We start from the raw sequence: 23,765 nt of genomic DNA, 5'->3' as shown, positions 1-23,765 counted from the left end.
TATTCGCAATAAAAAAAGGCGCATATTGCGCCTTTTTTTAAAATAAAACTTATTTCTTGTCGTTGCCGCCGAACAATGGACCCATACCACCGCCGCCACCAAACTGTTTCTGCAAACCGCCAAGTGACTTCATCATTTTTGCCATACCGGATGGATTGGCAAATTTTTTCATCATCTTGGCCATTTGGGCATGTTGCTTGATCAGCTTGTTGACTTCTGCCACTTCCATACCACAACCTGCTGCGATACGTTTTTTACGGCTTGGGTTCATCAAGTCCGGGTTACGGCGCTCTTTGATAGTCATCGACTGGATAATCGCTTCCATTTTCTTGACCTGCTTTTCAGGATTGGCTTGCGCCAACGCATCTTGCAGACCGGCATTGCTCATGCCAGGAAGTTTGTCCAGGAAGCCCATCATGCCGCCCATCTTGTTCATCTGCTCAAACTGCATCAGCATGTCTTCAAAGTTGAAGCTGCCGCCTTTTTGCAGTTTTTTCGCCATTTTTTCGGCTTTTTCTTTGTCGACCTTGCGTTCAAGTTCTTCGACCAAAGAAAGTACATCACCCATACCGAGAATACGCTGTGCAACACGCTCAGGATGGAATGGCTCCAAGGCATCGAGTTTCTCACCCATACCCAAGAATTTGATTGGCTTGCCGGTAATCGCGCGTACTGAAAGCGCTGCACCACCGCGCGCATCACCATCAGTTTTGGTCAGGATCACACCAGTTAAAGGCAAGGCATCATTAAATGCTTTGGCGGTGTTTGCCGCATCCTGACCGGTCATGGCATCGACCACGAACAGGGTTTCAGTCGGGTTAATCGCTGCATGCAGCTCTTTGATTTCACCCATCATGTCATCATCGATATGCAAACGACCTGCCGTATCGACAATCAGCACATCGGCAAACTGGATTTTTGCCTGTTCAATCGCGCGATTCACAATCGTAATCGGTTTTTCGTCTGCGCTAGATTCCAGGAAAATCGCACCGACTTCACCCGCGACAGTCTGTAGCTGTTTGATCGCAGCCGGACGATACACATCGGCAGAGACCATCGCGACTTTTTTCTTTTGACGTTCTTGTAAGAAGCGTGCAAGTTTCGCTGCAGTTGTTGTTTTACCTGCACCCTGCAGGCCTGCCAGCAGGACAACCACAGGTGGTTTTGCAGCGAGGTCGAGGCTTTCATTGGCCTCGCCCATCATTTTGGTCAATTCGTCATGAACGATTTTGACAAAAGCCTGCCCAGGAGATAACTGAGTCATCACTTCCTGGCCCAATGCTTCTTCCTTAACTTTCGCGATGAATTCACGAGTTACAGGTAACGCAACATCGGCCTCAAGAAGCGCCATACGCACTTCACGTAACGTATCTTTAATATTGTCTTCGGTTAGCTGCCCTGAGCCAGTAACATTTCTTAAACTCTGCGTGAGTCGTTCTGTTAAGGTATCAAACATTGCAAAATCCGCTTAAAATAGCCATGAGCAAAAAATTGTTTCTTAAAATAGAAAATTTATGCATAGAATGCTATAGGATACTGTAGTTCGCAGCGAATTTATATAAATGAATATTCATCACCCTTAAAAAGGTTTGACATGGTTAGCCTCCCCTTGGTTTATACGATCTTAGCATTAGTCGCTTATACCGCTTCCTTCTGGTATCTGTTCATTCATTTAATGACTAAACGTGCTCCTAATCAATGGTTTGTCTCGCTAACTGCCCTGCTTGGATTGGGCTTGCATGCGCTGGTCTTGTATGGTGATATGCACACCCCGCTGGGCATCAATTATGATGTTTTTGCCCTGTTTTCCTTTACCTCTGGTCTGATGCTATTACTCAGCATTATTTACAGCACTTATCGTCCAATTATTGCCCTGAATCTGATCGGAATTCCAGTAGCTGCCACAGGTTTGATCCTCGGCTTTGCGTTTACTCAGCCTGCAAAAATCATCGCACAAAACTCTTTGGGTCTGGATATTCATATTATCCTGTCTTTGTCTGCGTATGCGGTATTGCTCATGGCGACCATTCAGGCTGTGATTTTGCGACTACAGGATCGTGAGCTGAAAAAGAAGCAGAAACGCCGGGTCTGGGTCAGTTTGCTACCCTCTTATCAGGACATGGAATCGCTCCTGTTTGATATGCTGATGACCGGTTTTGTTTTACTTACCCTCGCTTTGGGCTTTGGCTTTTTTACCATCGACGATTTCTTTGCTCAGCATCTGGCCCATAAAACAGCATTCAGTATCATTTCCTGGCTGGTCTATGGTTCCCTTCTGATCGGACACTGGAAGTTTGGCTGGCGTGGCCAGAAAGCTGTGCGCTTTACCCTGCTCGGTTTTGGCTTGCTGGCACTGGGTTTTATTGGGTCTAAATTTGTGCTGGAAATGATTCTAGGGCGATAATTCTGAGCCTTGAAATATTCAATTTATTGTCCAATAAATAGGCTTTAGCTTGAATATTCTTTAAACGGTGATACGCCCCGCACGCACCGACAATGGCCAGCGAATGACTCTAGGCAATTCTGGATCTTCCCATTCTGGCAATAAGGCATCTGCCAGTACATTTAGTGGATTATGTCCCAGCGCTTTGGTTGCTGCTTTGACGGCTGACCAGGTACTCATATAACCAATTAACTGATAAAAGTTCCATTCAACCTGTAATACCGGTGGCTGAATCGCAATTTCCTGAAATGGAAATGGTAGATTTTTATATCCTTCATCCACATGGCGACGTTCAGGCGGCCAGTATGGCGCAATCGTCACTTCATAAAAATACTTAAAATAATGATTCAGATGTGGCTCATCCACACTGAACACGCCATAGCTAATTAAAGCCAGAACGGCATTAGGCCGGGCAAGACGGCGAACCTCTGCATAAAATTTTTCCAGATCGAGCCAATGCGCTGCTTGAGCCACCGAAATCAGATCAACACTCTGGTCAGCACACGGAATCTTTTCAGCGAGTGCCTGACCATACTGAATTTTTGGATGCGGTTTGGCCTGAGCAATCTGCTCACTACTCGCATCAATAGCCATCACCTGATCAAAGTAATTCGCCAAAACTTCTGAAAGCTGTCCAGAACCACAGCCGACATCTACAGCCAATTTGGTACTTAGTGATAGGTCTGCCAATATTTTCCCCAAAGCATCCGGATAATGCGGACGAAACAAGGCATAGTCCTGTGACTGCTGGGAGAAATGATCTTTAAATTCCCTGTTTTCCATATATGCTTTCCAGACCAGTTTTATTTCAGTCTAAATAGCCGGTCAGGGAATGCAGTTGGAATTTGGTTTCAGTCACTTCCTGTTTTTAAAATGCAGAATTCATCTATTCAATAAGATCATCTTGCTGAGTTAGTCATTCAAGCTATTCTGCTTGATCTGATACTCTGCCTTGAAGGCTTTATAGCTCAGCCGGTCTGCGAAGACTTCTGTTAAAGGACTGACCTCCTGCATCGAGGACAAGCAGCGCTCTGTCAGCTGAATATATTCCTGTGTCCCTTTGCTTTTCCAGGCAATTTCTTTGGCGTCCAAGGGACGGATAACCCGCGCCGGACTACCGAGCACCAATGAATTTTCCGGAATTTGGGCCTTGGCTTTAACCGTACTATTAGCACCAACAATGGTATTTTCACCAATCTCGGCTTCATCCAGAATCACGCTGTTCATGCCGACCAATACATTTTTGCGAATGATACAACCATGTAAAATCGCGCCATGTCCGATATGGCCACATTCTTCGACCAGCGTGACACTGCCGGGAAAGCCATGAATGGTGCATGAGTCCTGAACATTGGCATTTTTCTGGATGTGAATCCCGCCAAAGTCGGCTCTTAAAGTAGCGAAAGGCCCGATATATACACCCTCTTCAATCACCACATCCCCGATCAGAACGGCTTGTGGATGTACATAAGCACGAGGGCTGACCACAGGAATCACACCATCAATGGCATAACACGGCATTATTTTATTCCTTTAAAAATGCAGAATTAGATTAGCTGACGGCTTCCAGTCGCAAACCGCCAAAGCGTTTATAGAATTGTGGATGTACCGGCGGCATCGAACCTTCCGAAGTTCGGGCGATCTCCATAAAGAATTCATCCCCTGCCGCAACCACGGTTTGATATAAATTACTGCTCAGATTACGGGCATTCAGGGAAAGCCAGTTGGATGGCAATAATTCAAAAGGCAGATTTGGATCTTTTAATAAAATCCGGCGGAATTGATGAATCAGTAAAATTCGCAACTGAAAGGCCTGAACCGGATCCAGCTCATCTTCCTGTTCCACCAGATGAAAGAATTCCCGGAAATCTGCAATGAATTTTTCATAGCGCTGATGCAGCTCCTGTACCGGCCAGTTGGTGGCGACCATGCGTTTCACGGTTGGGTAGGATTCCTGCCAGAGCTGTAAGGTTTCAGCCTTAAATACCACGACTTGGTCGGTCATTTTCAAGTTCAGCAGCAGGTTTTGCAGTTTCTGGTGATCACAGCCCGGATAGGCCATGACATTAGTGGCGATATTGGCAAAGCCCAGCCATTCCAGTTCTTTTTTCAGAACCAGTTTATTTTCCAGTTCCACTGAACTGAGCAGCACCAGATCCCACTTCTGATCCCATTCGGTATGCTGAAAACTGTAAATTTTTTGATCCGCCATAATAAAACGCTGGCGGCTGCTTTCGGTTACGCGATAATAACTGGTGCGACCAATTTTCTCAGACATCAGCCAGCCATTTTGGACCAGACGAAATACGGCAGTCCGTACCGATCGTTCATTAAATCCGAAGACATCCATGAGCTGAATTAGACTGGCCAGACTGATAATGCCACCCCGGTGAAAAATACAGTCACCAAAGATGGTCATGATTAATGAGGTTCCGCTGAGTGCTTCAGTTTGAATAAAGTCATCAATTATTTGTTTTAATTTCGGATTCATTGCGTTTAACTTTACCTTATAGAAACTGGATGATAGACCATTTGGCTATCATCCAATAGTACTTCATGCAGACTTGCGGATATCAAACACGCGCTGTGCCTTGCCTTCAGAGCGTGGCAGACTCCCTTCAGGCAACACTTCGACACTTACGGTGATTCCGACCATAGTTTTAATCTGGCCCTTAAGCTGAGTTGCCAGCTGGTGCGCCATAATGTCACTGCTATCTTTACGCATTTCTGTACGGATATGCAATGTATCCAGATGTCCCTGTTTGCAAATCTGAATCTGGTAGTTCGGAATCAGTTGTTGGATCTGTAAAATCTGCTCTTCAATCTGCGACGGGAACACATTCACTCCACGAATAATCATCATGTCATCACTGCGGCCCACAATCTTGTCCATACGACGCATGGTGCGTGCCGTGCCTGGCAATAAACGGGTCAAATCGCGGGTACGGTAACGGATTACCGGCATGCCTTCTTTGGTAATGGTGGTAAATACCAGTTCACCCAGTTCGCCATCTGGCAGCACTTCTCCAGTTTCCGGATGGATAATTTCAGGATAGAAATGATCTTCCCAAATGGTTGGGCCATCTTTGGATTCCAGACATTCCATCGCTACGCCCGGTCCCATCACTTCTGATAAACCATAAATATCCAGCGCATCAATGCCTAAACGCTCTTCAATTTCCTTGCGCATTTCATTGGTCCATGGCTCTGCACCAAAGACACCGGTTTTAATCGAGCAGTTTTTGGCTGTGCCAAATTTCTTCTCAAGCGCTTCAATAATGTTCAGGCAGTAAGATGGCGTGACCATCAGTGCCGTCGGTTTAAAGTCATGAATCAGTTGCGCCTGTTTATCAGTTTGTCCGCCAGACATTGGGATCACGGTTGCACCCAAACGCTCAACGCCATAATGCGCACCTAGACCGCCAGTAAACAGTCCATAACCATAAGACACCTGAATAATATCTTTACTGCTCAAGCCAGCTGCACGTAATGAACGCGCCACTACATCCGACCAGACATTAATATCATTCTGGGTATAACCCACCACGGTTGGCTGACCGGTGGTACCAGAAGATGCGTGTACACGTACAATCTGTTCTTGTGGCACAGCGAACATGCCAAACGGATAGTTATCGCGTAAATCCTGTTTGGTGGTAAACGGGAATTTCGCCAGATCTTCCAGTGAGTTAAAATCGTCTGGATGCACGCCAGCATCATCGAATTTCTTTTTATAAACCGGGCTATTCTGATAAGCATGTTGCAACGTCTTTTTCATACGCTGTAGCTGAACACTGCGTAACTCATCAACCGATACTTTTTCAATTTTTTCCATTGCATTGTTATTCATATTCTTACTCCTGACGCAGTCTTCCTGACCACGGTTTAATTCATTGATTGAATGATGTGTTTAATCCATATTTTCTAAAACCAGTGCCACACCTTGACCCACACCGACACACATGGTGCAGAGTGCATATTTGCCTTTACGGCGTTTTAGTTCTTTCATGGCCGTGATCACCAGACGGGTGCCACTCATACCCAGCGGATGACCCAAGGCGATGGCACCGCCATTCGGGTTAATTCTGGAATCATCGTCTTGCAAGCCGAGTTCACGAATCACGGCCAGTGACTGCGCAGCAAAAGCTTCATTCAGCTCAATCACGTCCATCTGTTCCAGACTGAGTCCAGTCTGTTTCAGCACTTTATGTACTGCTGGCACCGGCCCAATGCCCATATATTTGGCTTCCACACCGGCACTGGCCATTCCAATCACTTTAGCTTTCGGGCGCAAACCATACTGCTCAGCAAACTGCTGATTGCCGAGTAATACGCAAGCCGCCCCGTCATTAACACCCGAAGCATTACCAGCGGTGACTGAACCGCCTTCTTTACGAAATGGGGTTTTCAAGGCTGCCAGATTATCCAGCGTCGTTTCTGCACGCGGGTGCTCGTCTTGGGAAATGGTCAGAGTGGTTTTCTTCGGACCTTTAACCTCTACTGGCAGAATTTCTTCGACAAAAATACCCTTCTGTTGAGCTACTGCAGTTTTCTGCTGGCTGTGATAGGCAAATAGATCTTGATCTGCGCGGCTAATCTGGTATTTCTCAGCGACGTTTTCGGCTGTTTCCGGCATGCTGTCGACGCCAAACTGCGCTTTAAATTTTGGGTTGATAAAACGCCAGCCAATGGTGGTGTCATAAATTTCAGGGGTACGGCTAAAGGCAGTTGTAGGTTTGGATTGCACGAAAGGCGCTCGGCTCATGGATTCTACGCCACCCGCCAAAATAAATTGGGCCTCACCCGATTTGATGGCACGGGCTGCCAGTCCAATGGCATCCAGACCTGAGGCACATAAACGGTTTAGGGTCAGTGCTGAAACAGATTCAGGCAACCCTGCGAGTAAAGCAGCCATACGCGCCACGTTGCGGTTATCTTCACCGGCCTGATTGGCACAGCCTAGGATCACTTCATCCAGTTCTGCCCATGGCAAGGCCGGATGCTGATCTTTCAGATATTGAATCGGTAGCGCTGCCAGATCATCAGCACGAATGCTGCTCAGTCCACCGGCATAGCGTCCGATCGGGGTGCGAATTCCATCAAAAATATAAACCTGTTCCATGATTCTTCCTTTTAGCCAGCAACACGTAATGGTTGCTGCTGAGTTTTCTGTGCATGTCCCTGCACCGCTTTCTTTGCTAAATATATACTAGTTCTATAGCGGTCTTCACCATAAATACGATACATATTTTCTAAAATTTGTAAAATTGTGTAATATCCAATTCTATCTGCCCATTCGAATGGACCACAAGGATAATTCACGCCATATTTCATAGCAGAATCAATATCTTGCTCTGATGCAATATCATGCAATACCGCTTCACAGGCTTCATTCACCAACATGGCAATACTACGTATAACATAAAGACCGGGATGATCCTTAGACCAAATAGGTATCATATCCATACCTATGAGGAATAGCTCCACTGCCTGGCGTTGTTCAGCACTACATGCTGGTGATGCAACGACTGGAATCGATTGGGCATTTTCCCAATCTGCATGCCAATCCATCAACACCACAGGCTCATGCGGATAAGCCAGTTCAACCGACTCGCCGAGCGATAATCGCAGGGAAAGATCACCAATCAGGATTTCATTCTGTTCTGCCGCCTGAAAACTCAGCTCCACATGAGAGGCCTGTTTTAAACGTTCAATCAGTGCTGCTGAATGCAGCCATTCACCTTTTATCGTGACTTTGAGCTTATTCAGCGACTTGGCATAACACACTGGCAATTCATATACAGGTGCAGGCTGGGACTGCGTATAATCATAAAAACCCTGACCGGACTTGCGGCCATAACAGCCGGCATCGACCAGCTCTTTTTGAATCAAGGATGGGCGGTAGCGTGGCTCATAGAAAAATTCCTGATAGACACTTTGTGTGACCGAGAAATTCACATCCTGACCAATCAGGTCGGTGAGTTCACACGGTCCCATGGCAAAACGGCCACATTCGCGCATGATGTAATCGAGCTGTTCGGGTGTGGTAGCATTTTCCTGCAAGGCACGAAAGGCTTCGGCATAATACGGTCGTGCGACACGATTGACGATAAAACCGGGTGTCGATTTGGCTCGTACCGGAACCTTGTTCCAGTGCTTCATTAGATCAAATACAGCATCGGCAATGACTGCTGAAGTTTTCAGTCCGCGGATAATCTCGACCAGTTTCATCACTGGGGCCGGATTAAAAAAATGCAGGCCAATCACTCGCTCGGGATGTGGAATCGCCGAGGCAATTGCGGTAATGGAAATTGAAGAAGTATTAGACGCAAAAATCGTCTGTTCCGGGCAAATGGCAGCCAGCTGTTGAAACAGGTTTTGCTTCACTTCTTTCTTTTCAACAATGGCTTCAATAATTAAGCCCGCATCGGCAAGCTGCTGAATGTCCTCTGCCACAATCAGATTGGCGAAGGTACTCTCCAGCAATTGCTGGGTCATTTTGCCATTTTGTACGCGCTTGCTCAGCTGCGCCTCTAAAGCAGTCAAGGCACTCTGAACTTTGCTGCGATCGAGATCAAACACATAGGTCGGATGCCCGTGCATGGCTGCCAGTTGTGCAATGCCAATCCCCATGGTTCCAGCACCGACCACAGCAACTTTGACTTGTTCCAAATTGATCTGTTGCATGATTTAGCATCCTTTATATTCAGGGGTACGCTTCTGCATAAAGGCTTGTACACCTTCCTTATAATCGCTTGAACGTCCAGCCAGACGTTGCAGGTCACGTTCCAGAATGAGCTGCTCATCCAAATTGTTTTCTGCTGCGGCATGAATGGCTTTTTTGATCAGGGACAGACCATAGGTCGGTTGCTGAGCCAGATGCTCCGCCAATTTTTTCGCTTCTGCTTGCAGTTGCTCATCTTCAACCACCTGCCAGATCATGCCCAGTTGTACTGCACGCTCAGCCGGAATTTTATCGCCGAGCATCGCTAGGCCCATCGCCTGAGCACGTCCAACCAAACGCGGCAGGAACCAGGTACCGCCTGAATCTGGCACCAAACCTAGACGACAAAAGGCCTGAATAAAGGAAGCCGATTTTGCTGCCACCACAATGTCACACGCCAAGGCAATATTGGCGCCTGCTCCTGCTGCCACACCATTCACCGCACAAATCACCGGTTTAGGCATTTCGGTAATCAGCTTGATCAAAGGGTTGTAGTATTTTTCAATTGACAGGCCTAAGTCCGGTGCATCGGCATTCGGATCGACCACACGGTCATTCAGATCCTGACCGGCACAGAAACCGCGGCCTTCGGCTGAAATCACCACGGCACGAATCTGGCTGTCTTTGGCCCAAGCCTTGATGACCTTGGAAACTTCCTGATGCATGGTTTCATTAAAGCTGTTGAGCTGTTTTGGACGGTTAAAAGTCAGGTAGCCCACTGCATTTTTTTCTTCGACAATAATTGTTTGATAGTCCATTACACACCTCTAAATTCTGGTTTTCTTTTTTCTAAAAATGCATTGATGCCTTCCTGGCGATCTTGGGTCGCCGCCAGCCAGACAAAATGTTGACGTTCAAGTTTCAGTCCCTGACTTAAGGTCACTTCATGAATCGACTTTAAAGATTGCTTGATGGCACGAATGGCCAGCGGTGCCTGCTTGGCAATTTTTTCTGCCAGTTCCAGTGCGTATTGCACAGTCAGTCCGGCCGGACAGATCTGACTGCTAATGCCATGTTGCAACGCGGTCTGTGCCGAAATCATTTCGCCGGTCATGGCCCAGCGCATCGTTAATTGCTGACCGACCAGACGGGCCAGACGCTGTGTTCCACCGGCACCCGGCAGCATGCCTAAACCGATTTCAGGCAAGGCAAACTGGGCATTTTCTCCAGTTAGCACCATGTCACCATGCAAAGCCAACTCGAAACCTGCACCAAAAGCATAACCATTCACAGCCATGATTAAAGGCTTGGAAAATTCATCAATTTTTTTCCAGAGCAGTGGGCGCTGATCCTGCTGGATACTGACCACATCTAACTGTGCCAGTTCATTTAAATCAGCACCGGCAGCAAAGCATTGCGTATTTCCGGTGATGACCACGGCTTTCACAGCCGCATCTGTTTCCAAGTCCTGTAAACAGGCTGCAATATTTTGCAAGGTGGCATTGTTTAAGGCATTGCGCTTTTCCGGACGATTCAGCTCGATCAATACCACACCCGGCTTGGGTGAGCTGGTTTTAATGTAGGTCATCCTTGAACTCCTGCTATACTCGCGGTGCTGTAAATTCAGCTTTTACTCATCAAAACTAAGTCGAACATTGGCCGTGGTTGGACGTGCCTGACAACTGAGTACATAGCCTTTCTGAATTTCATCTTCTTCCAGACTGTAATTCACCGCCATTTCAACCTCACCTTCCAGCACCTTACATTTACAGGTGGCACAGACGCCACCCTTACAGGCATATGGCAGGTCTGCCCCGGCACGTAGCGCAGCATCTAAAATACTGTCATCCTGTTTGGAGACTTCAACAATCAGCTCGCGACCATCGAGGATAATATTGACGCGTTCTTCGCTACGGCTTTCCATCTGCTGGGCGGTTGCTTTCGGTGCAGTACCCATATTGAAGCGTTCCGTGTGAATCTTGCTGCGCTGAATGCCCCAAGTCGGTAATACCGTTTCGACTGCTGTCATCATTTCTTCAGGACCGCAAGCGAAACAGTGATCTGCTTCGGCAGAAATCAGATTGGCCTGAAATAACTGCTGCAATTTGTCTGCATCGATCCGACCATTAAAGATCTCGCTGTCATTGAGTTCACGTGAAAAAATATTTACCAGTTGCAGACGTTCCTTAAAACGGTCTTTCAAGTCCATGATCTGTTCAGAGAACATGGTCTGTTTCCAGGAGCGGTTGCCATATACCAGAGTGAATGTTGCTTCCGCTTGACGGTTCAACACCGACTTTACAATCGATAAAATTGGCGTAATGCCACTGCCTGCTGCAAATCCTAGATAATTCTGGCCACCAGCCTTGGCGGCTTTCTGAAAGAACACCCCTTGCGGTGGCATGACTTCTAGTACATCGCCCGCTTTGAGATGCGCATTGGCCCAGGTTGAAAACTGACCCTGATCAATTTTTTTAATCGCAATGCTCATGTCTTCCTGAGTATCACTGCAGATCGAGTAGCAGCGGCGCAGCTCGCCGTCATCGGTTAAATGACGAATGGTGAGGTGCTGACCCGGCTGATATTGAAAAGTATCCAACTGCTCAGGTGCGAGATCAAAGGCAATGCAGATCGCTTGCTCGGTTTGTGGCTGAATCGATTTAATGGTTAATGGTATAAATTGGCTCATGGCAAAATCCTTCTTTTAGGTGGCGGTGTTCAGGCTTGTTATTGGTTTACCCTGCCCACCGCGCAATCGTTACAATCAAATACATTTGAAATAGTCAAAAGTTTCTAAGCAGTCCCGACATTGATATAAAGCTTTACAGGCTGTCGAACCGAATTCACTTAATAATTTGCTGTTGTTACTTAAGCACTGTGGACAGGTGATGCCATCGGTCAATGCCACATGCGTACCACAGCTATGTGACTGGCCTTGCGGCGGGGCAATACCATATTGCTGTAATTTGTGTTTGCCCGATTCACTCATCCAGTCCGTAGTCCAGGCTTGAGACAGATCCACAATGACTTTGACCGGCGTCAAACCGTTCGCCTCGAAAGCCTGGGTAATTTCTGCTTTTAATAAATCCGTGGCCGGACAGCCGCTATAGGTCGGCGTGAGTCGCACCACAATTTCATCCTGCTGATTCAGCTCGACGCCACGAATCATGCCCAGATCAATCACTGACAATACTGGAATCTCTGGATCAGAAACCTGCTGTAAAACGTCCCAACATTGATCTTCTACGTGTCGAATCAGATTCATGCGACTCACTCCCTGTGATTGTGCCGAATTACCAGTTCATGTTTGGATAAGTGCGCTGCATGTATTGCAGTTCAGCCAAAACAAAACCGAGATGTTCTGTATGTAAACCCTGTTTAGCCCCACTGCGATAAGCGCCTAGCTCTGGCAGGCTTAATTCAAATCGCGCTAACTCGGATGTAATGGTCTCCAGCCACTGGGCTTTTAAATTTTCAATATCTGGAATGACACCGCTATCGACCAACTGTCTTTCATCAGCCGTCAGAACAAAAAGTTCCTCGGTAAAACGCCATAACTGGTTTAAACCTTGCTGGGTTTTTTCATGCGCTTCTGCGGTACCTAAACTTAAGCGTTCCATCCAGGTGGTGGAAAAACGCTGGTGATATTTCACTTCTTTGAGTGATTTCACTGCAAAAGCCGCCAACTCAGCATGCTGACTTTGACTTAAGGCGCTAAACAATAAAGCGTGGTAGTGATCCATCAACCACTGGCGCACCAGGGTCTGGGCAAAGTCACCATTCGGCTGTTCACACAGCAGCAAATTACGGTATTCACGTTCGGTACGGAAATAAGCCAGCTTGTCTTCATCACGGCCCTGTCCTTCCACTTCACCCGCCAGACTGAGGGCAGTACGTGCCTGACCCAATAAATCCAGTCCGATATTGGCTAAGGCAATATCCAGCTCCAGTTCAGGTGCATGACCACACCACTCTGCCAAACGATGAGACAGGATCAGTTGACTGTCACCCACATGTAAAAGAAATTCTGCCAATACTTGATTTGTCATATTCTTCACCTTTCCCTTTACATATGCTCGATGCCAGCTGGAATGTTATAAAAGGTTGGATGGCGATAAACCTTGTCCAAAGCGGGTTCAAAAAATTCTGCTTTTTCATCTGGCTGTGAAGAGGTAATCAATTCAGATTTCACCACCCAGATACTGATCCCTTCATTGCGGCGGGTATATACATCGCGGGCATTTTGTAGTGCGACTTCCTCATCCGGTGCACGCAGGCTGCCGACATGACGGTGACTTAGACCCTGTTTACTACGCACAAACACTTCATAAAGTGACCAGTTATTTTTGTTATTCATGAGCAAATTTCCTTATATTGATCAAACTATTTTTTAAGCGACTTTTTGTGCTGCTGACTGTTGCTGCTGTTTTTGAGCATAGACAGCTGCGGAATCACGTACCCACTTGCCGCCTTCCCAAGCTTTGCGGCGTGCTTCAATACGCTCATGGTTACACGGCCCCTTGCCTGCAAGAATCGCAAAAAACTCATCCCAATTGATTTCACCAAATTCGTAATGTCCGGTGGCTTCATTGAATTTGAGGTCTGGATCTGGAACGGTTAAACCCAGCTGCAAAACTTGCGACACGGTGTTATCGACAAATTTCTGACGTAGCTCATCGTTGCTGAATAATTTAATTTTCCACTGCATGCTTTGTGCACTGTTCGGTGAATTATCATCACTTGGACCAAACATCATCAGTGCCGGCCACCAGAAACGGTTCACGGCATCCTGTGCCATCTGCTTTTGTTCCGGCGTACCATTGGCCAGTTCCATCATGGCTTCAAAGCCCTGACGCTGATGGAAACTTTCTTCTTTACACACACGCACCATGGCACGTGCATAAGGACCATAAGACGTACGGCACAGCGCAACCTGATTGATAATTGCTGCACCATCCACCAGCCAGCCAATCGCGGCAACATCGGCCCAGCTCAGGGTTGGATAGTTAAAAATTGAAGAATATTTCATGCGACCGGCAATCAGTTTATCCATCATGTCGTCACGATCCGCCCCTAGGGTTTCTGCAGCACTGTACAGATACAACGCATGACCGGCTTCATCCTGAACTTTTGCCATCAGCACGGCTTTACGTTTTAAGGTCGGTGCACGGGTAATCCAGTTGCCTTCCGGCAACATGCCCACCACTTCAGAGTGTGCGTGCTGACCGATCTGACGAATCAAGGTCTTACGATAAGCATCCGGCATCCAGTCCTTCGGCTCGATGGAAATATCCTTTTCAATCTTTTGATCGAAGATTTGTTGTTGGTTATTCATTGTTCCCTCACTTATCTCAAGTGTTGATACACCCAAATTAAAACGATACGAAATTAAAATCAATATCTATTTATTGGTATCATTTAATTTTTATCCTTTATTTTTACTAAATATTTGTTTTATATAATTTAATATTTTTTATTTTATTGTTATGCATTTTTAAACACAGATTTATGATTGACATTTTCAATTTTTCAACACAAATTATGAAACATCAAAATTAAAATACATCTCAAAACGTATCATAAATGGAGTTTTTACAATGTTAGAGTTAGACAGCAGCTCAAGCACAACGGATTATCAAGATACTGAATCAACCCATAATCCTATTGCCATCAAAAGCTTATCTTCACTGGTGTACGGCCAGGAATACGCAGCGCAAGCCGATTTACGTACGGTTTATCATGCCATTAGCGGTGAAGCGGTTTATCAGGTCGGCAGTCAGGGCATCGATACCCAAGCCGTGGTGAAGTATGCCAAACAAAAAGGCGCGACTATTGCCATATGGACCTTCCATCAACGTGCCAATGCACTGAAGCAAGTGGCTCAGTATTTGATGGAACGCAAAGAAGACTTTTATGAGCTTGCCAAAGCAACCGGCTGTACCCGTAAAGATGCCTGGATTGATATTGAAGGCGGGATTGGCACCTTATATGCTTATTCGAGTTTGGTGCGTCGTGAACTGAGTGATGAAACAGCATGGGTCGAAGATGCCTGGATTCCTCTTTCTAAGCAAGGTAGCTTTGGCGCGAAACATATTCTGACGCCTAAAGCCGGTGTCGCCGTGCATATCAATGCCTTTAACTTTCCGATCTGGGGCATGCTGGAAAAAATCGCACCGACACTGCTGGCAGGCGTACCCTGTATTGTCAAACCGGCGACCGAAGGTGCCGAGCTGACTCATGCCGTAGTTAAAGCCATTCATGAAAGCGGTTTCTTGCCAGAAGGTTCACTGCAGCTCATTTGCGGACAGGTCTATGATTTATTTGATCATTTAAATCCTCAAGATACGGTCACTTTTACCGGTTCTGCTTCAACAGGGCAAAAACTGCGTTCGCATCCACACTTAAATGCCTACTCGATTCCATTCACCATGGAAGCAGACTCGGTCAACAGTGCGATTTTGACGGCGCAAGCTAATGATGAAACGATTGATTTATTTGTCCGTGAAGTTTTCCGTGAAATGACCACCAAAGCCGGACAAAAATGTACCGCAATTCGTCGTGCCTTTGTGCCGGCCGAATTACTGGATACAGTACAAAGTCGCCTGATTGAAAAATTGAAAAAAGTGGTTGTCGGTGACCCTGCTCAAGAAGGCGTGACGATGGGTGCTTTGGCCAGCGTCAAACAGAAACATGATGTCGCGGCAAAAGTTGAACAGCTGAGCCAGGATGCAAAGATCGTATTCGGTAGCCACTTGCGTCAGGACTTTAATATTCAAGTACAAAATACGGAGAAGGCTGCATGTTACCCACCGACAGTACTGGTCTGCAAAGCACCAGTTCAGGCAGAAAACATTCATAAGATTGAAGCCTTTGGGCCTGTAGTGACTTTAATGCCATATACTGACTTGGCTCAGCTGGCTGACCTGGTGGCACGTGGCGAAGGTAGCCTGGTGGCATCCATCGTACGCAATACCGATGAAAATATTGAACAACTGCTCAGCAAAATTGCGCCATGGCATGGTCGTGTCCATATTCTGGATGCTGAAAGTGCCAAAGAAAGTACCGGACATGGCTCTCCATTACCTTTGCTGGTTCATGGCGGACCGGGACGTGCCGGTGGCGGTGAAGAACTCGGCGGCTTGCGTGCAGTCAAACATTATATGCAACGTACTGCGATTCAAGGCTCGCCAAATGCCATGACTCAGGTCGGCCATAGCTGGACGGCTGGTGCTCAGGTCTTTGAAGACCGTGTGCATCCTTTCAAAAAGTCATTTGATGAATTGCGTATCGGCGAACGTTTGCTGACAGCACGACGTAGCGTGACCGAAGCGGATCTGGTGAATTTCGGCTGCCTGAGCGGTGATCACTTCTATGCGCATATGGACAAAATTGCTGCAGCAGAATCCCTGTTTGGTGAGCGCGTGGCACATGGTTACTTTGTGGTATCTGCCGCGGCCGGCCTATTCGTTGATGCCGCCCAGGGTCCAGTCATTGCCAACTATGGTATGGACAACTTGCGCTTTGTAGAACCGGTGAAAATTGGCGATACCATTCAGGTAGAACTGACCTGTAAGCAGAAAACTCCAAAAGCACTGCGCGATCCGGCACAGAAGCCACATGGTGTCGTGGTCTGGGATATTAAAGTAAAAAACCAACGCAATGAACTGGTTGCAACCTACGATATTTTAACGCTGGTTGAGCGTGGCTAAAAATTTAAACTCAAAAAAAGGAATCATTATGATTCCTTTTTTTTTCCTTTAAAAATTATTTGTATCTATTTTTAAAAACAGATTGACGTCTCTCTATTTAGGCTCTAGATTAATTAAATACGATACAATATAAAAATAACAAGCATATTAAAAGTATCAAATAAATATCTCAAACGATCAGCACAGGATGTTGCATGATGAATGATAAATCGCTGAACCTAGAAATGGTTGAAAGGACGATTCAACCAACAGATCAAAATTTTGAGCCTATACCGACAGAAACGGCCGTACCGCTGTCTGAACAGATTGAACCACGACCGGAAAGCAGCACCTATCAATGGTATGTGGTGGTCATTTGTATGGTGGCTTACATTCTGTCATTTGTAGACCGTCAAATTTTATCGCTCATGATTGAACCGATTAAAGCCGATTTAATGCTGAGCGACACCCAGTTCAGCCTGTTACAGGGTCTGGCCTTCTCCTTGTTTTATGCCATTATGGGTCTGCCCATTGCCGCGTTGGCGGATCAAAAGTCCCGGATCAAAATTATTGCGACCGGGATTGCGTTTTGGAGTCTTGCCACAGCGGCCTGTGGTCTCAGTAAAAACTTTATTCAAATGTTTATTGCACGTTTGAGTGTCGGTGCCGGTGAAGCCGCGCTTTCCCCTGCCTTTTATTCAATCGTTGCCGATTTATTTCCGAAAGATAAATTAGGCCGTGCACTCGGTGTATATGCGATTGGTGCCTTTATTGGTTCGGGTTTAGCTTTCCTGATTGGCGGCTATGTGATTGGCTTGCTAAAAGATGTCAGCTTCGTGGCTTTACCGCTTATTGGTGAAGTGAAAACCTGGCAACTCACCTTTATGATTGTGGGTCTACCGGGCGTATTGCTGGCACTGCTCATGGTACTGACGGTGCGTGAACCTGCACGTAAGGGCATGAAAGTCGGTCAGGATGGTCAGGTCATTAAAGCCTCTTTTAAAAACTCGATCGGTTTTATCAAGACACATAAAAAGACCTTCTTCTGTCATTTTATTGGTTTTTCTTTTTATACCATGATGTTGTATTCGCTGCTGGGCTGGGCACCTGCCTATTACATGCGTAATTTCGGTCTGGATGCGAGTCAAACCGGTTATATCCTCGGTACGATTATTCTAGTCGCGAATACTTCGGGTGCCTTGTTCTGTGGCTGGCTGATCGACTTCTTCTCGAAACGTGGCTATAGCGATGCTGCAATTCGTACCGGTGCGATTGGCTGTGCAGCGCTGATTATTCCGAGTGTGCTGTTCACTCAGGTCGATAATATGCAGCTTTCATTTGCGCTGATTTTTGTGGCGATGTTCTTCTCCACTTTCCCGATTCCTGCATCGGCTGCTGCTACGCAAATGCTGACACCAAACCAGCTACGCGCACAGGTATCTGCCAAGTTCCTGCTGGTTTCAAACCTGATTGCCTTAGGCGTCGGAACCACCGCTGTGGCATTAATCACGGATAAATATTTCCAGAATACCTTAATGGTTGGTAACTCGATCTCGATCGTCAATGCGATTGCCGGATTGATTGGTTGCTTCCTGTTGTACAAGGGCTGTCAGTATTATCGTGAGAGTATGAAAGTCGAGAAACTGGCTGATTAAAATGGCTGGATATCGCTAAATCATCCTAAGCTTCACTTTTAAAGGCCTTTAATCCACATTAAAGGCCTTTTTATATCAGCCCAAAAAGTTCAATTTTCAGGTACTCATCATTCAATTCCGATCCAGCCTAGACAGGCTGCCTAAAAAAACGTATAACACCGTTTTAAATTTACAGGTGTGCACCGTTGAAACTTGTGCTTGCTCCCATGGAAGGCTTAACCGATCCGATTATGCGTGATGTGCTGACATCCGTAGGTAGCTTTGACTGGTGTGTGACCGAGTTTATCCGTGTCACCGATTCCCTTCTGCCCGATCATATTTATCATACTTACTGCCCGGAACTGTTGAATGATGGCAAGACGGCGGCAGGTACACCGGTACATGTCCAATTCTTAGGAAATAATCCGGAGATGCTAGCAGCGAATGCCGCCAAAGTGGCAGCCATGGGCGCACCGGCAATTGACATGAATTTTGGCTGTCCGGCCAAAACCGTGAACCGTCATCGTGGTGGTTCAGTCCTGCTCGATGAACCCGAAGTCGTGCATGAGCTGGTTAAAGCCGTGCGTGATGCAGTGCCTGCGCATATTCCGGTTTCCGCCAAAATGCGTCTGGGTTATATGGACCGTAATTTCATGCTGGAAAATGCCCATGCCATTGAAGATGCAGGAGCAGCATGGGTTACCGTGCATGCGCGCACCAAAGCCGATGGCTATACTCCGCCCGCATTCTGGGACCAGCTACAACCGATTCGTGAGACACTTAAGATCAATGTGATCGCCAATGGTGAAATCTGGAACAATGCCGATGCCAAACAGTGCCGTCTGGAATCCGGTTGCGAAGATCTGATGATTGGCCGTGGTGCAGTGACTACACCCGACCTGACCCAATGTATCCGTCAAAACTCGGATGCACCTTTGATGAACTGGAATGAACTACTGCAACTACAAATTCGTTTTATCAACGGCCCAGCCAAAACTGAGATCGGGATGGTCGGCCGTTACAAGCAATGGCTGGGCATGATGTCGAAACATTATCCTGAAGCCAAAGCCTTATGGGACGAAGTGAAACGGATTAAAGTTCTGGCCGAGATTACCGAAAAACTGAAAGCTTCAAATATTTAACACTAAAAAGCCTTTGAATCATTCAAAGGCTTTTTTATGGGCTCGTAAAAGCTTATGACTGCTTAGGCTGTTTTGAATACCACTTCGAAATAAATCCAATCACAAAGTATGAATAGATTAATTTCTACTAGCAGAACATCCATATTCTAATTTTTCATTTGTTTTAAATTTTTAGATATTAAAGTTCTTTCATAAATCATTTTTTATAATTACTACAAAGGAAATACCCTCTCCTTGTAGGAGAGGGCGAGGGAGAGGTTTTTACCCCCTCATCTCCTTGCTAAGCAGTGCTTCTTATCCCAGAGGGAGAAGGAACTTTTAATATTCATTTTAAAATGAATAGAACGATCATTTTTTGATTTATAAAAGAGATTTATGAATGCGTCCGCTCAATATTTAACAGGATTTCTTTTTTATCCAAACCACCGGCAAATCCTACCAGCTTGCCACTGCGACCAATCACCCGATGACAGGGTGCAATAATCGAAATCGGGTTTTTGCCATTGGCTGCACCCACGGCACGTACTGCCTTGATATTACCCACCTGTTCAGCAATGTCGCGATAGCTTCGGGTCTGTCCGTAGGGAATATTCAGTAGCGCCTGCCAAACCTTTTTCTGAAAATCAGTACCTGCAAAGTCCAAAGGCAGGTCAAAAACATTGCGCTGACCAGCAAAATATTCTTGGAGCTGATGTCTGGTTTCAATCAATACCGGATGCTGCGGATCTTCAACCAAGGTCGCCATTTTCACCCGATTCGGCTGTTCACAGTCCCAAAGCACAGCTACCAGTGCGGTTTCATTCGCGACCAGTTGCAGCTGACCTACGGGAGAATCCATATAGAGATAACTTAAGTTCATGATGGCGCCCTGTCCCAATCGCTGGAGTTCATTTTCTATATTAACCCAGTTCACCGAGACAAGCAGAAACAAATTATGAAGAGGATACTTTCATCAGCACCAGACCGGAAATGATGAGTACGGCAGCCAGCATACGCAACGCTGTAGCGGGTTCACCCAAAACCCAAATACCAATGAGAAATGAACCCACTGCACCAATCCCGGTCCAGATCGTATAGGCTGTACCTAGCGGCAAAGTACGCATCGCATAAGCCAGCAAAGCAAAACTCAGTACCATGAAAACAATAGTAATGATACTGGGGGTTAAACGAGTAAATCCTTCGGACAGCTTCATCGAATATGCCCACACGATTTCAAAAATACCCGCAAGAATAAGTACTATCCAGGCCATGCAGCCCTCCTCTTTTTATATAAGAATCAGGCCGTCCTGACGATTTTTCCTGTAAATTCCGACACGCAATTCACAAGGGAGGTCGTTCCTCCTAGGTGTAAAAATTTTATAAAACCACATTGCAGTAATCTGGCTATTTTTACAAAAAATGACTTATCGAGATACAACTTAACTTTGCCTTACTCAAATCTCCACGACATTCATGGCTACTCTGGTTATGGTAGATCTTGAAAATGCCAAGTCAGAAATAGTTCTAATAATCGGGCAATTCATTCACAACAATTACATGAGAATGGACTCAGAATATTAAGTTATACACATCAATTAAATTTAAACTTTGTCTGGAGAAATTACATAATGAAACACAAATATACGACACATTGATCACTTTTTGCCTGGTTCCATTATCAACCTATGGTGAATAAACAACCACCAAACACAAGGGTTATAAGCAATAAAAAAGAACCCGATTTGAGTTCTTTTTATACAAATTTTGTCTAAATCGCAATCAATCAGGCTACAAATGATTACATTTTATGCAACATATCCATATGGTTATCAACATAGATATCTACACACTTATCCATAAAGTTATCCACATATTTATGCACTTATGAGTTTTTAACGATTACAGTTGAACCTGCCCTACTCTCGCTAATTCCGCACGCATTTCATCAATCACAGCTTTATAATCCAGCTTACCAAAAATAGCTGAACCAGCTACAAACATATCCGCACCCGCTTCGGCAATTTCACGAATGTTGCTTGGTGTAACACCGCCATCAACTTCCAAACGAATATCACGACCTGAAGCATCAATCAGTTTGCGTGCCTGACGCAATTTATCCAAAGTCATTGGAATAAATTTCTGTCCGCCAAAGCCCGGGTTCACGCTCATAAGCAGGATTTGATCGACTTTATCCAGCACATAATCAAGGTAATGCAGTGGCGTTGCTGGGTTAAATACCAGCCCCGCTTTGGCACCACCTGATTTGATCAACTGTAAAGAACGGTCAATATGATCAGAAGCTTCTGGATGGAAAGTAATGATATCAGCACCCGCTTCAAGGAAATCCCCGATCATGCGATCCACCGGCTTAACCATCAAATGCACATCAATCGGTGCCTTGACCCCATAATTTTTCAAGGCCTTGCAAACACCCGCACCAAAAGTCAGGTTCGGCACATAATGGTTATCCATGACATCAAAATGGACAACGTCTGCACCTGCTTCCAACACGTTCTCGACTTCTTCACCTAAACGGGCAAAGTCAGCAGATAAAATAGAAGGGGCAATTAAATAAGGCTTGGACATGGGAGAACCTGGCTTGTTGAAATTGGATTTTTCCCATTATATCAAATCCGCTCCGGCTACTGTGATTCGATGTTGCAAGATTAAAACGCTGTGTAACGCTTTGAGGCTTATGCCGGCATCACCGCTTGGTTTAAAATGCAGGATAATGATGAATAGTGTAGAAAACTGATGAAAAGTATTGCCCATATCCAGACGCAACAAGCAGCACGAATTGCCAAACGCCTGGCCAATCACTGGAAACATAAATTTAATATTGATGAAACCGAACAAAATTTCCTGATTCATTTTCCAAATGCTGAAGTGATATTGGCTCCTGAACAGGATCATCTAACCGTAACGATTCAAAGTAATGATGAATCCACTGACCTGAATAAACTTGAAAATGTAGTACTGGATCATCTGATCCGTATGGGACAGGAAAATCTGACTGCTAACTGGCAAAGATAGGTATTAAAAAGCCTTGATGATCAAGGCATAGCAATGATCAGAAACTAAATACGATGATTCGCCTGTTCATTAAAGGCATGAATACGCTCAATTCTTTTATCCAGTTCGGGGTGAGATTCCAGATATTTTTTAAACTTCCCGATCAGGCGAATCCATTTCAGTTCGGTTTCTGTCAGGTGTCGGTCTTTTCCATCGATATTGAGGGTGAAATTTTTCATTTTTAAGGTTTGAGACTCCTCTGCCAGTATTCTGGCATTTTCCACCCGCTACAAAAAGTTAGACAAATGAATACTGGAAATCTGCTGTTGATGCAAATGCTGCATGGCACAGTCATCGGCATCCAATTCAATCGCCTGCGAATATCCGGCATCAGTCAACACGACTACAGATGCTGTGACCACATCACTTAAATCTCCAGTTACTAAGGCAAACAGTCCCGCCGCACCCAGATTAGAAATCACTTTTTGCATGCTGTGCTTCTGTACCAGATGGCCTTGTTCATGGGCCAGTACTGCAAGGACTTCTTCATCGGTGCCGCTGATTTTCACCAGTTCATCAGTCACAATAATAGTGTTATTCGGGATGGCTGCGGCATTCATGCCCATGCTTGATCCACCTTGACGGAAAATAATTTTTGCCGGTGGTCCAACGGCAATCTTTTGTTCATACAAAGTTTTTAATCGCGTCTGCTGTTCTGCCGGGAGTGTACTTGGTTGGGTTTGGGCAATTAACTGCTGCTCTGTCCGGTTGCCTACTTCAACCAGAGTCTGCTCCGGAAGGAGTTTTGCCAGCTGTTTGGCGCTATAAGGAATCCCCCATTTTAAAATAACAATCACTGCACTAATTACGATGATCATGGAAAAGAAAATCAGGATCGGTGAACGTTCAAACTTCCAGATCGCATGATAAATATCTTTATGTTTAATCCTGAGCCAATGCGGCGCTTTGCTTAAAAACTCAATCCGACGCTCTTCAGGCAGCTCAATAATCGGTTTACGACCACCGACACCACCAATATAGGCCATGTCCGGATAAGCAAAATAAAAATCTGCATCGCTAACTTGTGCTGGAACATCCTCATCAAGTTTCAGGACAATCCCTTGTTGCTGATCCGGTACAATCCAGGCACGACGAGCTTCAGCGAGAATTCCATCATAAAACTTAACTTCGACAGGTCGTTTCATC

Annotated in this window: 24 protein-coding genes; 5 read left to right on the top strand and 19 right to left on the bottom strand. The window is 45.8% G+C overall.

Annotated features, from left to right (window positions below):
- Positions 1–49: 49 nt before the first annotated feature.
- The gene (ffh, locus tag MWG72_RS09225) at positions 50–1,456 is read right to left on the bottom strand and encodes a signal recognition particle protein (RefSeq protein WP_004279196.1); all 1,407 of its coding nucleotides are present in this window, start codon (positions 1,454–1,456) and stop codon (positions 50–52) included.
- A gap of 138 nt (positions 1,457–1,594) precedes the next feature.
- On the opposite strand from ffh, the gene MWG72_RS09220 reads away from it, so the two are divergent.
- Complete coding sequence (locus tag MWG72_RS09220; protein WP_247143870.1) at positions 1,595–2,404, top strand: cytochrome C assembly family protein; 810 nt, start codon at positions 1,595–1,597, stop codon at positions 2,402–2,404.
- 60 nt (positions 2,405–2,464) lie between these two features.
- On the opposite strand, the gene MWG72_RS09215 is transcribed toward MWG72_RS09220, so the two are convergent.
- The 13 genes from MWG72_RS09215 to paaA all read right to left on the bottom strand — a co-directional run bounded on the left by MWG72_RS09215 (position 2,465) and on the right by paaA (position 14,439).
- A complete protein-coding gene (locus tag MWG72_RS09215; RefSeq protein WP_247143868.1) occupies positions 2,465–3,226 on the bottom strand; it encodes a class I SAM-dependent methyltransferase in 762 nt (253 codons plus the stop codon).
- A 129-nt stretch (positions 3,227–3,355) separates the two neighbouring features.
- Entirely contained in the window at positions 3,356–3,964 is a 609-nt protein-coding gene (locus MWG72_RS09210) for a DapH/DapD/GlmU-related protein (RefSeq protein WP_247143866.1), read from the bottom strand.
- 31 nt (positions 3,965–3,995) lie between these two features.
- Positions 3,996–4,934, bottom strand: a complete 939-nt coding sequence (gene paaX, locus MWG72_RS09205) for a phenylacetic acid degradation operon negative regulatory protein PaaX (protein WP_004279192.1) — start codon at positions 4,932–4,934, stop codon at positions 3,996–3,998.
- Between the two features lie 63 nt (positions 4,935–4,997).
- On the bottom strand, positions 4,998–6,290 hold the full coding sequence (paaK, locus tag MWG72_RS09200; protein ID WP_005247155.1) for a phenylacetate--CoA ligase PaaK: 1,293 nt from the start codon (positions 6,288–6,290) through the stop codon (positions 4,998–5,000).
- 60 nt (positions 6,291–6,350) lie between these two features.
- On the bottom strand, positions 6,351–7,562 hold the full coding sequence (gene pcaF, locus MWG72_RS09195) for a 3-oxoadipyl-CoA thiolase (RefSeq protein WP_168730706.1): 1,212 nt from the start codon (positions 7,560–7,562) through the stop codon (positions 6,351–6,353).
- A gap of 11 nt (positions 7,563–7,573) precedes the next feature.
- Positions 7,574–9,127, bottom strand: a complete 1,554-nt coding sequence (locus tag MWG72_RS09190) for a 3-hydroxyacyl-CoA dehydrogenase (RefSeq protein WP_247143864.1) — start codon at positions 9,125–9,127, stop codon at positions 7,574–7,576.
- 3 nt (positions 9,128–9,130) lie between these two features.
- A complete protein-coding gene (gene paaG / locus MWG72_RS09185) occupies positions 9,131–9,922 on the bottom strand; it encodes a 2-(1,2-epoxy-1,2-dihydrophenyl)acetyl-CoA isomerase PaaG (protein WP_004279188.1) in 792 nt (263 codons plus the stop codon).
- On the bottom strand, positions 9,922–10,692 hold the full coding sequence (locus MWG72_RS09180) for an enoyl-CoA hydratase-related protein (RefSeq protein WP_247143862.1): 771 nt from the start codon (positions 10,690–10,692) through the stop codon (positions 9,922–9,924). The genes paaG and MWG72_RS09180 overlap by 1 nt, the downstream gene beginning before the upstream one ends.
- Before the next feature lie 42 nt (positions 10,693–10,734).
- Positions 10,735–11,793: a 2Fe-2S iron-sulfur cluster-binding protein gene (locus MWG72_RS09175; RefSeq protein WP_247143860.1), complete on the bottom strand. Its 1,059-nt coding sequence runs from the start codon at positions 11,791–11,793 to the stop codon at positions 10,735–10,737.
- A gap of 75 nt (positions 11,794–11,868) precedes the next feature.
- Positions 11,869–12,369, bottom strand: a complete 501-nt coding sequence (paaD, locus tag MWG72_RS09170; RefSeq protein ID WP_005247163.1) for a 1,2-phenylacetyl-CoA epoxidase subunit PaaD — start codon at positions 12,367–12,369, stop codon at positions 11,869–11,871.
- A gap of 28 nt (positions 12,370–12,397) precedes the next feature.
- Positions 12,398–13,153 (bottom strand): 1,2-phenylacetyl-CoA epoxidase subunit PaaC, encoded by a 756-nt coding sequence (gene paaC / locus MWG72_RS09165; RefSeq protein WP_247143858.1) that lies wholly within the window; start codon positions 13,151–13,153, stop codon positions 12,398–12,400.
- 17 nt (positions 13,154–13,170) lie between these two features.
- A complete protein-coding gene (gene paaB / locus MWG72_RS09160) occupies positions 13,171–13,461 on the bottom strand; it encodes a 1,2-phenylacetyl-CoA epoxidase subunit PaaB (RefSeq protein WP_004279183.1) in 291 nt (96 codons plus the stop codon).
- A 33-nt stretch (positions 13,462–13,494) separates the two neighbouring features.
- Entirely contained in the window at positions 13,495–14,439 is a 945-nt protein-coding gene (paaA, locus tag MWG72_RS09155; protein WP_247143857.1) for a 1,2-phenylacetyl-CoA epoxidase subunit PaaA, read from the bottom strand.
- 262 nt (positions 14,440–14,701) lie between these two features.
- Here paaA and paaZ point away from each other — a divergent pair, with 262 nt between their 5' ends.
- The 3 genes from paaZ to MWG72_RS09140 all read left to right on the top strand — a co-directional run bounded on the left by paaZ (position 14,702) and on the right by MWG72_RS09140 (position 19,568).
- Positions 14,702–16,813 carry a phenylacetic acid degradation bifunctional protein PaaZ gene (gene paaZ, locus MWG72_RS09150; protein WP_247143855.1) on the top strand — a complete coding sequence of 704 codons (2,112 nt, stop codon included), beginning with the start codon at positions 14,702–14,704 and terminating at the stop codon, positions 16,811–16,813.
- A 194-nt stretch (positions 16,814–17,007) separates the two neighbouring features.
- Positions 17,008–18,447, top strand: coding sequence for a spinster family MFS transporter (locus tag MWG72_RS09145; protein ID WP_247143854.1), 1,440 nt, complete (start codon positions 17,008–17,010; stop codon positions 18,445–18,447).
- Positions 18,448–18,632: 185 nt separating this feature from the next.
- Positions 18,633–19,568, top strand: coding sequence for a tRNA-dihydrouridine synthase (locus tag MWG72_RS09140; RefSeq protein WP_005251039.1), 936 nt, complete (start codon positions 18,633–18,635; stop codon positions 19,566–19,568).
- Between the two features lie 373 nt (positions 19,569–19,941).
- Here the strand turns inward: MWG72_RS09140 and MWG72_RS09135 are convergent, their stop codons facing one another.
- The 3 genes from MWG72_RS09135 to rpe all read right to left on the bottom strand — a co-directional run bounded on the left by MWG72_RS09135 (position 19,942) and on the right by rpe (position 22,133).
- Positions 19,942–20,427, bottom strand: coding sequence for a methylated-DNA--[protein]-cysteine S-methyltransferase (locus tag MWG72_RS09135; RefSeq protein WP_004730698.1), 486 nt, complete (start codon positions 20,425–20,427; stop codon positions 19,942–19,944).
- 73 nt (positions 20,428–20,500) lie between these two features.
- Positions 20,501–20,818: a DMT family transporter gene (locus tag MWG72_RS09130; protein WP_004279177.1), complete on the bottom strand. Its 318-nt coding sequence runs from the start codon at positions 20,816–20,818 to the stop codon at positions 20,501–20,503.
- Positions 20,819–21,446: 628 nt separating this feature from the next.
- Positions 21,447–22,133 (bottom strand): ribulose-phosphate 3-epimerase, encoded by a 687-nt coding sequence (rpe, locus tag MWG72_RS09125; protein WP_247143853.1) that lies wholly within the window; start codon positions 22,131–22,133, stop codon positions 21,447–21,449.
- A gap of 168 nt (positions 22,134–22,301) precedes the next feature.
- Here rpe and MWG72_RS09120 point away from each other — a divergent pair, with 168 nt between their 5' ends.
- A complete protein-coding gene (locus MWG72_RS09120; RefSeq protein ID WP_005104887.1) occupies positions 22,302–22,580 on the top strand; it encodes a DUF2218 domain-containing protein in 279 nt (92 codons plus the stop codon).
- 44 nt (positions 22,581–22,624) lie between these two features.
- Here the strand turns inward: MWG72_RS09120 and MWG72_RS09115 are convergent, their stop codons facing one another.
- The gene (locus MWG72_RS09115) at positions 22,625–22,798 is read right to left on the bottom strand and encodes a hypothetical protein (RefSeq protein WP_247143851.1); all 174 of its coding nucleotides are present in this window, start codon (positions 22,796–22,798) and stop codon (positions 22,625–22,627) included.
- A 48-nt stretch (positions 22,799–22,846) separates the two neighbouring features.
- The gene (locus tag MWG72_RS09110; protein WP_247143850.1) at positions 22,847–23,764 is read right to left on the bottom strand and encodes a M48 family metallopeptidase; all 918 of its coding nucleotides are present in this window, start codon (positions 23,762–23,764) and stop codon (positions 22,847–22,849) included.
- Position 23,765 lies beyond the last annotated feature (1 nt).

Origin of the sequence: Acinetobacter lwoffii, from assembly GCF_022967985.1 — a bacterium.
Lineage (GTDB): Bacteria > Pseudomonadota > Gammaproteobacteria > Pseudomonadales > Moraxellaceae > Acinetobacter.
This window is presented reverse-complemented; position numbering and strand designations above follow the sequence as displayed.

Bases quoted from the DNA above. Each gene is read 5' to 3' on its own strand.
- ffh (WP_004279196.1), bottom strand. From the start codon at position 1,456: ATGTTTGATACCTTAACAGAACGACTCACGCAGAGTTTAAGAAATGTT.
- MWG72_RS09220 (WP_247143870.1), top strand. From the start codon at position 1,595: ATGGTTAGCCTCCCCTTGGTTTATACGATCTTAGCATTAGTCGCTTAT.
- MWG72_RS09215 (WP_247143868.1), bottom strand. From the start codon at position 3,226: ATGGAAAACAGGGAATTTAAAGATCATTTCTCCCAGCAGTCACAGGAC.
- MWG72_RS09210 (WP_247143866.1), bottom strand. From the start codon at position 3,964: ATGCCGTGTTATGCCATTGATGGTGTGATTCCTGTGGTCAGCCCTCGT.
- paaX (WP_004279192.1), bottom strand. From the start codon at position 4,934: ATGAATCCGAAATTAAAACAAATAATTGATGACTTTATTCAAACTGAA.
- paaK (WP_005247155.1), bottom strand. From the start codon at position 6,290: ATGAATAACAATGCAATGGAAAAAATTGAAAAAGTATCGGTTGATGAG.
- pcaF (WP_168730706.1), bottom strand. From the start codon at position 7,562: ATGGAACAGGTTTATATTTTTGATGGAATTCGCACCCCGATCGGACGC.
- MWG72_RS09190 (WP_247143864.1), bottom strand. From the start codon at position 9,127: ATGCAACAGATCAATTTGGAACAAGTCAAAGTTGCTGTGGTCGGTGCT.
- paaG (WP_004279188.1), bottom strand. From the start codon at position 9,922: ATGGACTATCAAACAATTATTGTCGAAGAAAAAAATGCAGTGGGCTAC.
- MWG72_RS09180 (WP_247143862.1), bottom strand. From the start codon at position 10,692: ATGACCTACATTAAAACCAGCTCACCCAAGCCGGGTGTGGTATTGATC.
- MWG72_RS09175 (WP_247143860.1), bottom strand. From the start codon at position 11,793: ATGAGCCAATTTATACCATTAACCATTAAATCGATTCAGCCACAAACC.
- paaD (WP_005247163.1), bottom strand. From the start codon at position 12,369: ATGAATCTGATTCGACACGTAGAAGATCAATGTTGGGACGTTTTACAG.
- paaC (WP_247143858.1), bottom strand. From the start codon at position 13,153: ATGACAAATCAAGTATTGGCAGAATTTCTTTTACATGTGGGTGACAGT.
- paaB (WP_004279183.1), bottom strand. From the start codon at position 13,461: ATGAATAACAAAAATAACTGGTCACTTTATGAAGTGTTTGTGCGTAGT.
- paaA (WP_247143857.1), bottom strand. From the start codon at position 14,439: ATGAATAACCAACAACAAATCTTCGATCAAAAGATTGAAAAGGATATT.
- paaZ (WP_247143855.1), top strand. From the start codon at position 14,702: ATGTTAGAGTTAGACAGCAGCTCAAGCACAACGGATTATCAAGATACT.
- MWG72_RS09145 (WP_247143854.1), top strand. From the start codon at position 17,008: ATGATGAATGATAAATCGCTGAACCTAGAAATGGTTGAAAGGACGATT.
- MWG72_RS09135 (WP_004730698.1), bottom strand. From the start codon at position 20,427: ATGAACTTAAGTTATCTCTATATGGATTCTCCCGTAGGTCAGCTGCAA.
- MWG72_RS09130 (WP_004279177.1), bottom strand. From the start codon at position 20,818: ATGGCCTGGATAGTACTTATTCTTGCGGGTATTTTTGAAATCGTGTGG.
- rpe (WP_247143853.1), bottom strand. From the start codon at position 22,133: ATGTCCAAGCCTTATTTAATTGCCCCTTCTATTTTATCTGCTGACTTT.
- MWG72_RS09120 (WP_005104887.1), top strand. From the start codon at position 22,302: ATGAAAAGTATTGCCCATATCCAGACGCAACAAGCAGCACGAATTGCC.
- MWG72_RS09115 (WP_247143851.1), bottom strand. From the start codon at position 22,798: ATGAAAAATTTCACCCTCAATATCGATGGAAAAGACCGACACCTGACA.
- MWG72_RS09110 (WP_247143850.1), bottom strand. From the start codon at position 23,764: ATGAAACGACCTGTCGAAGTTAAGTTTTATGATGGAATTCTCGCTGAA.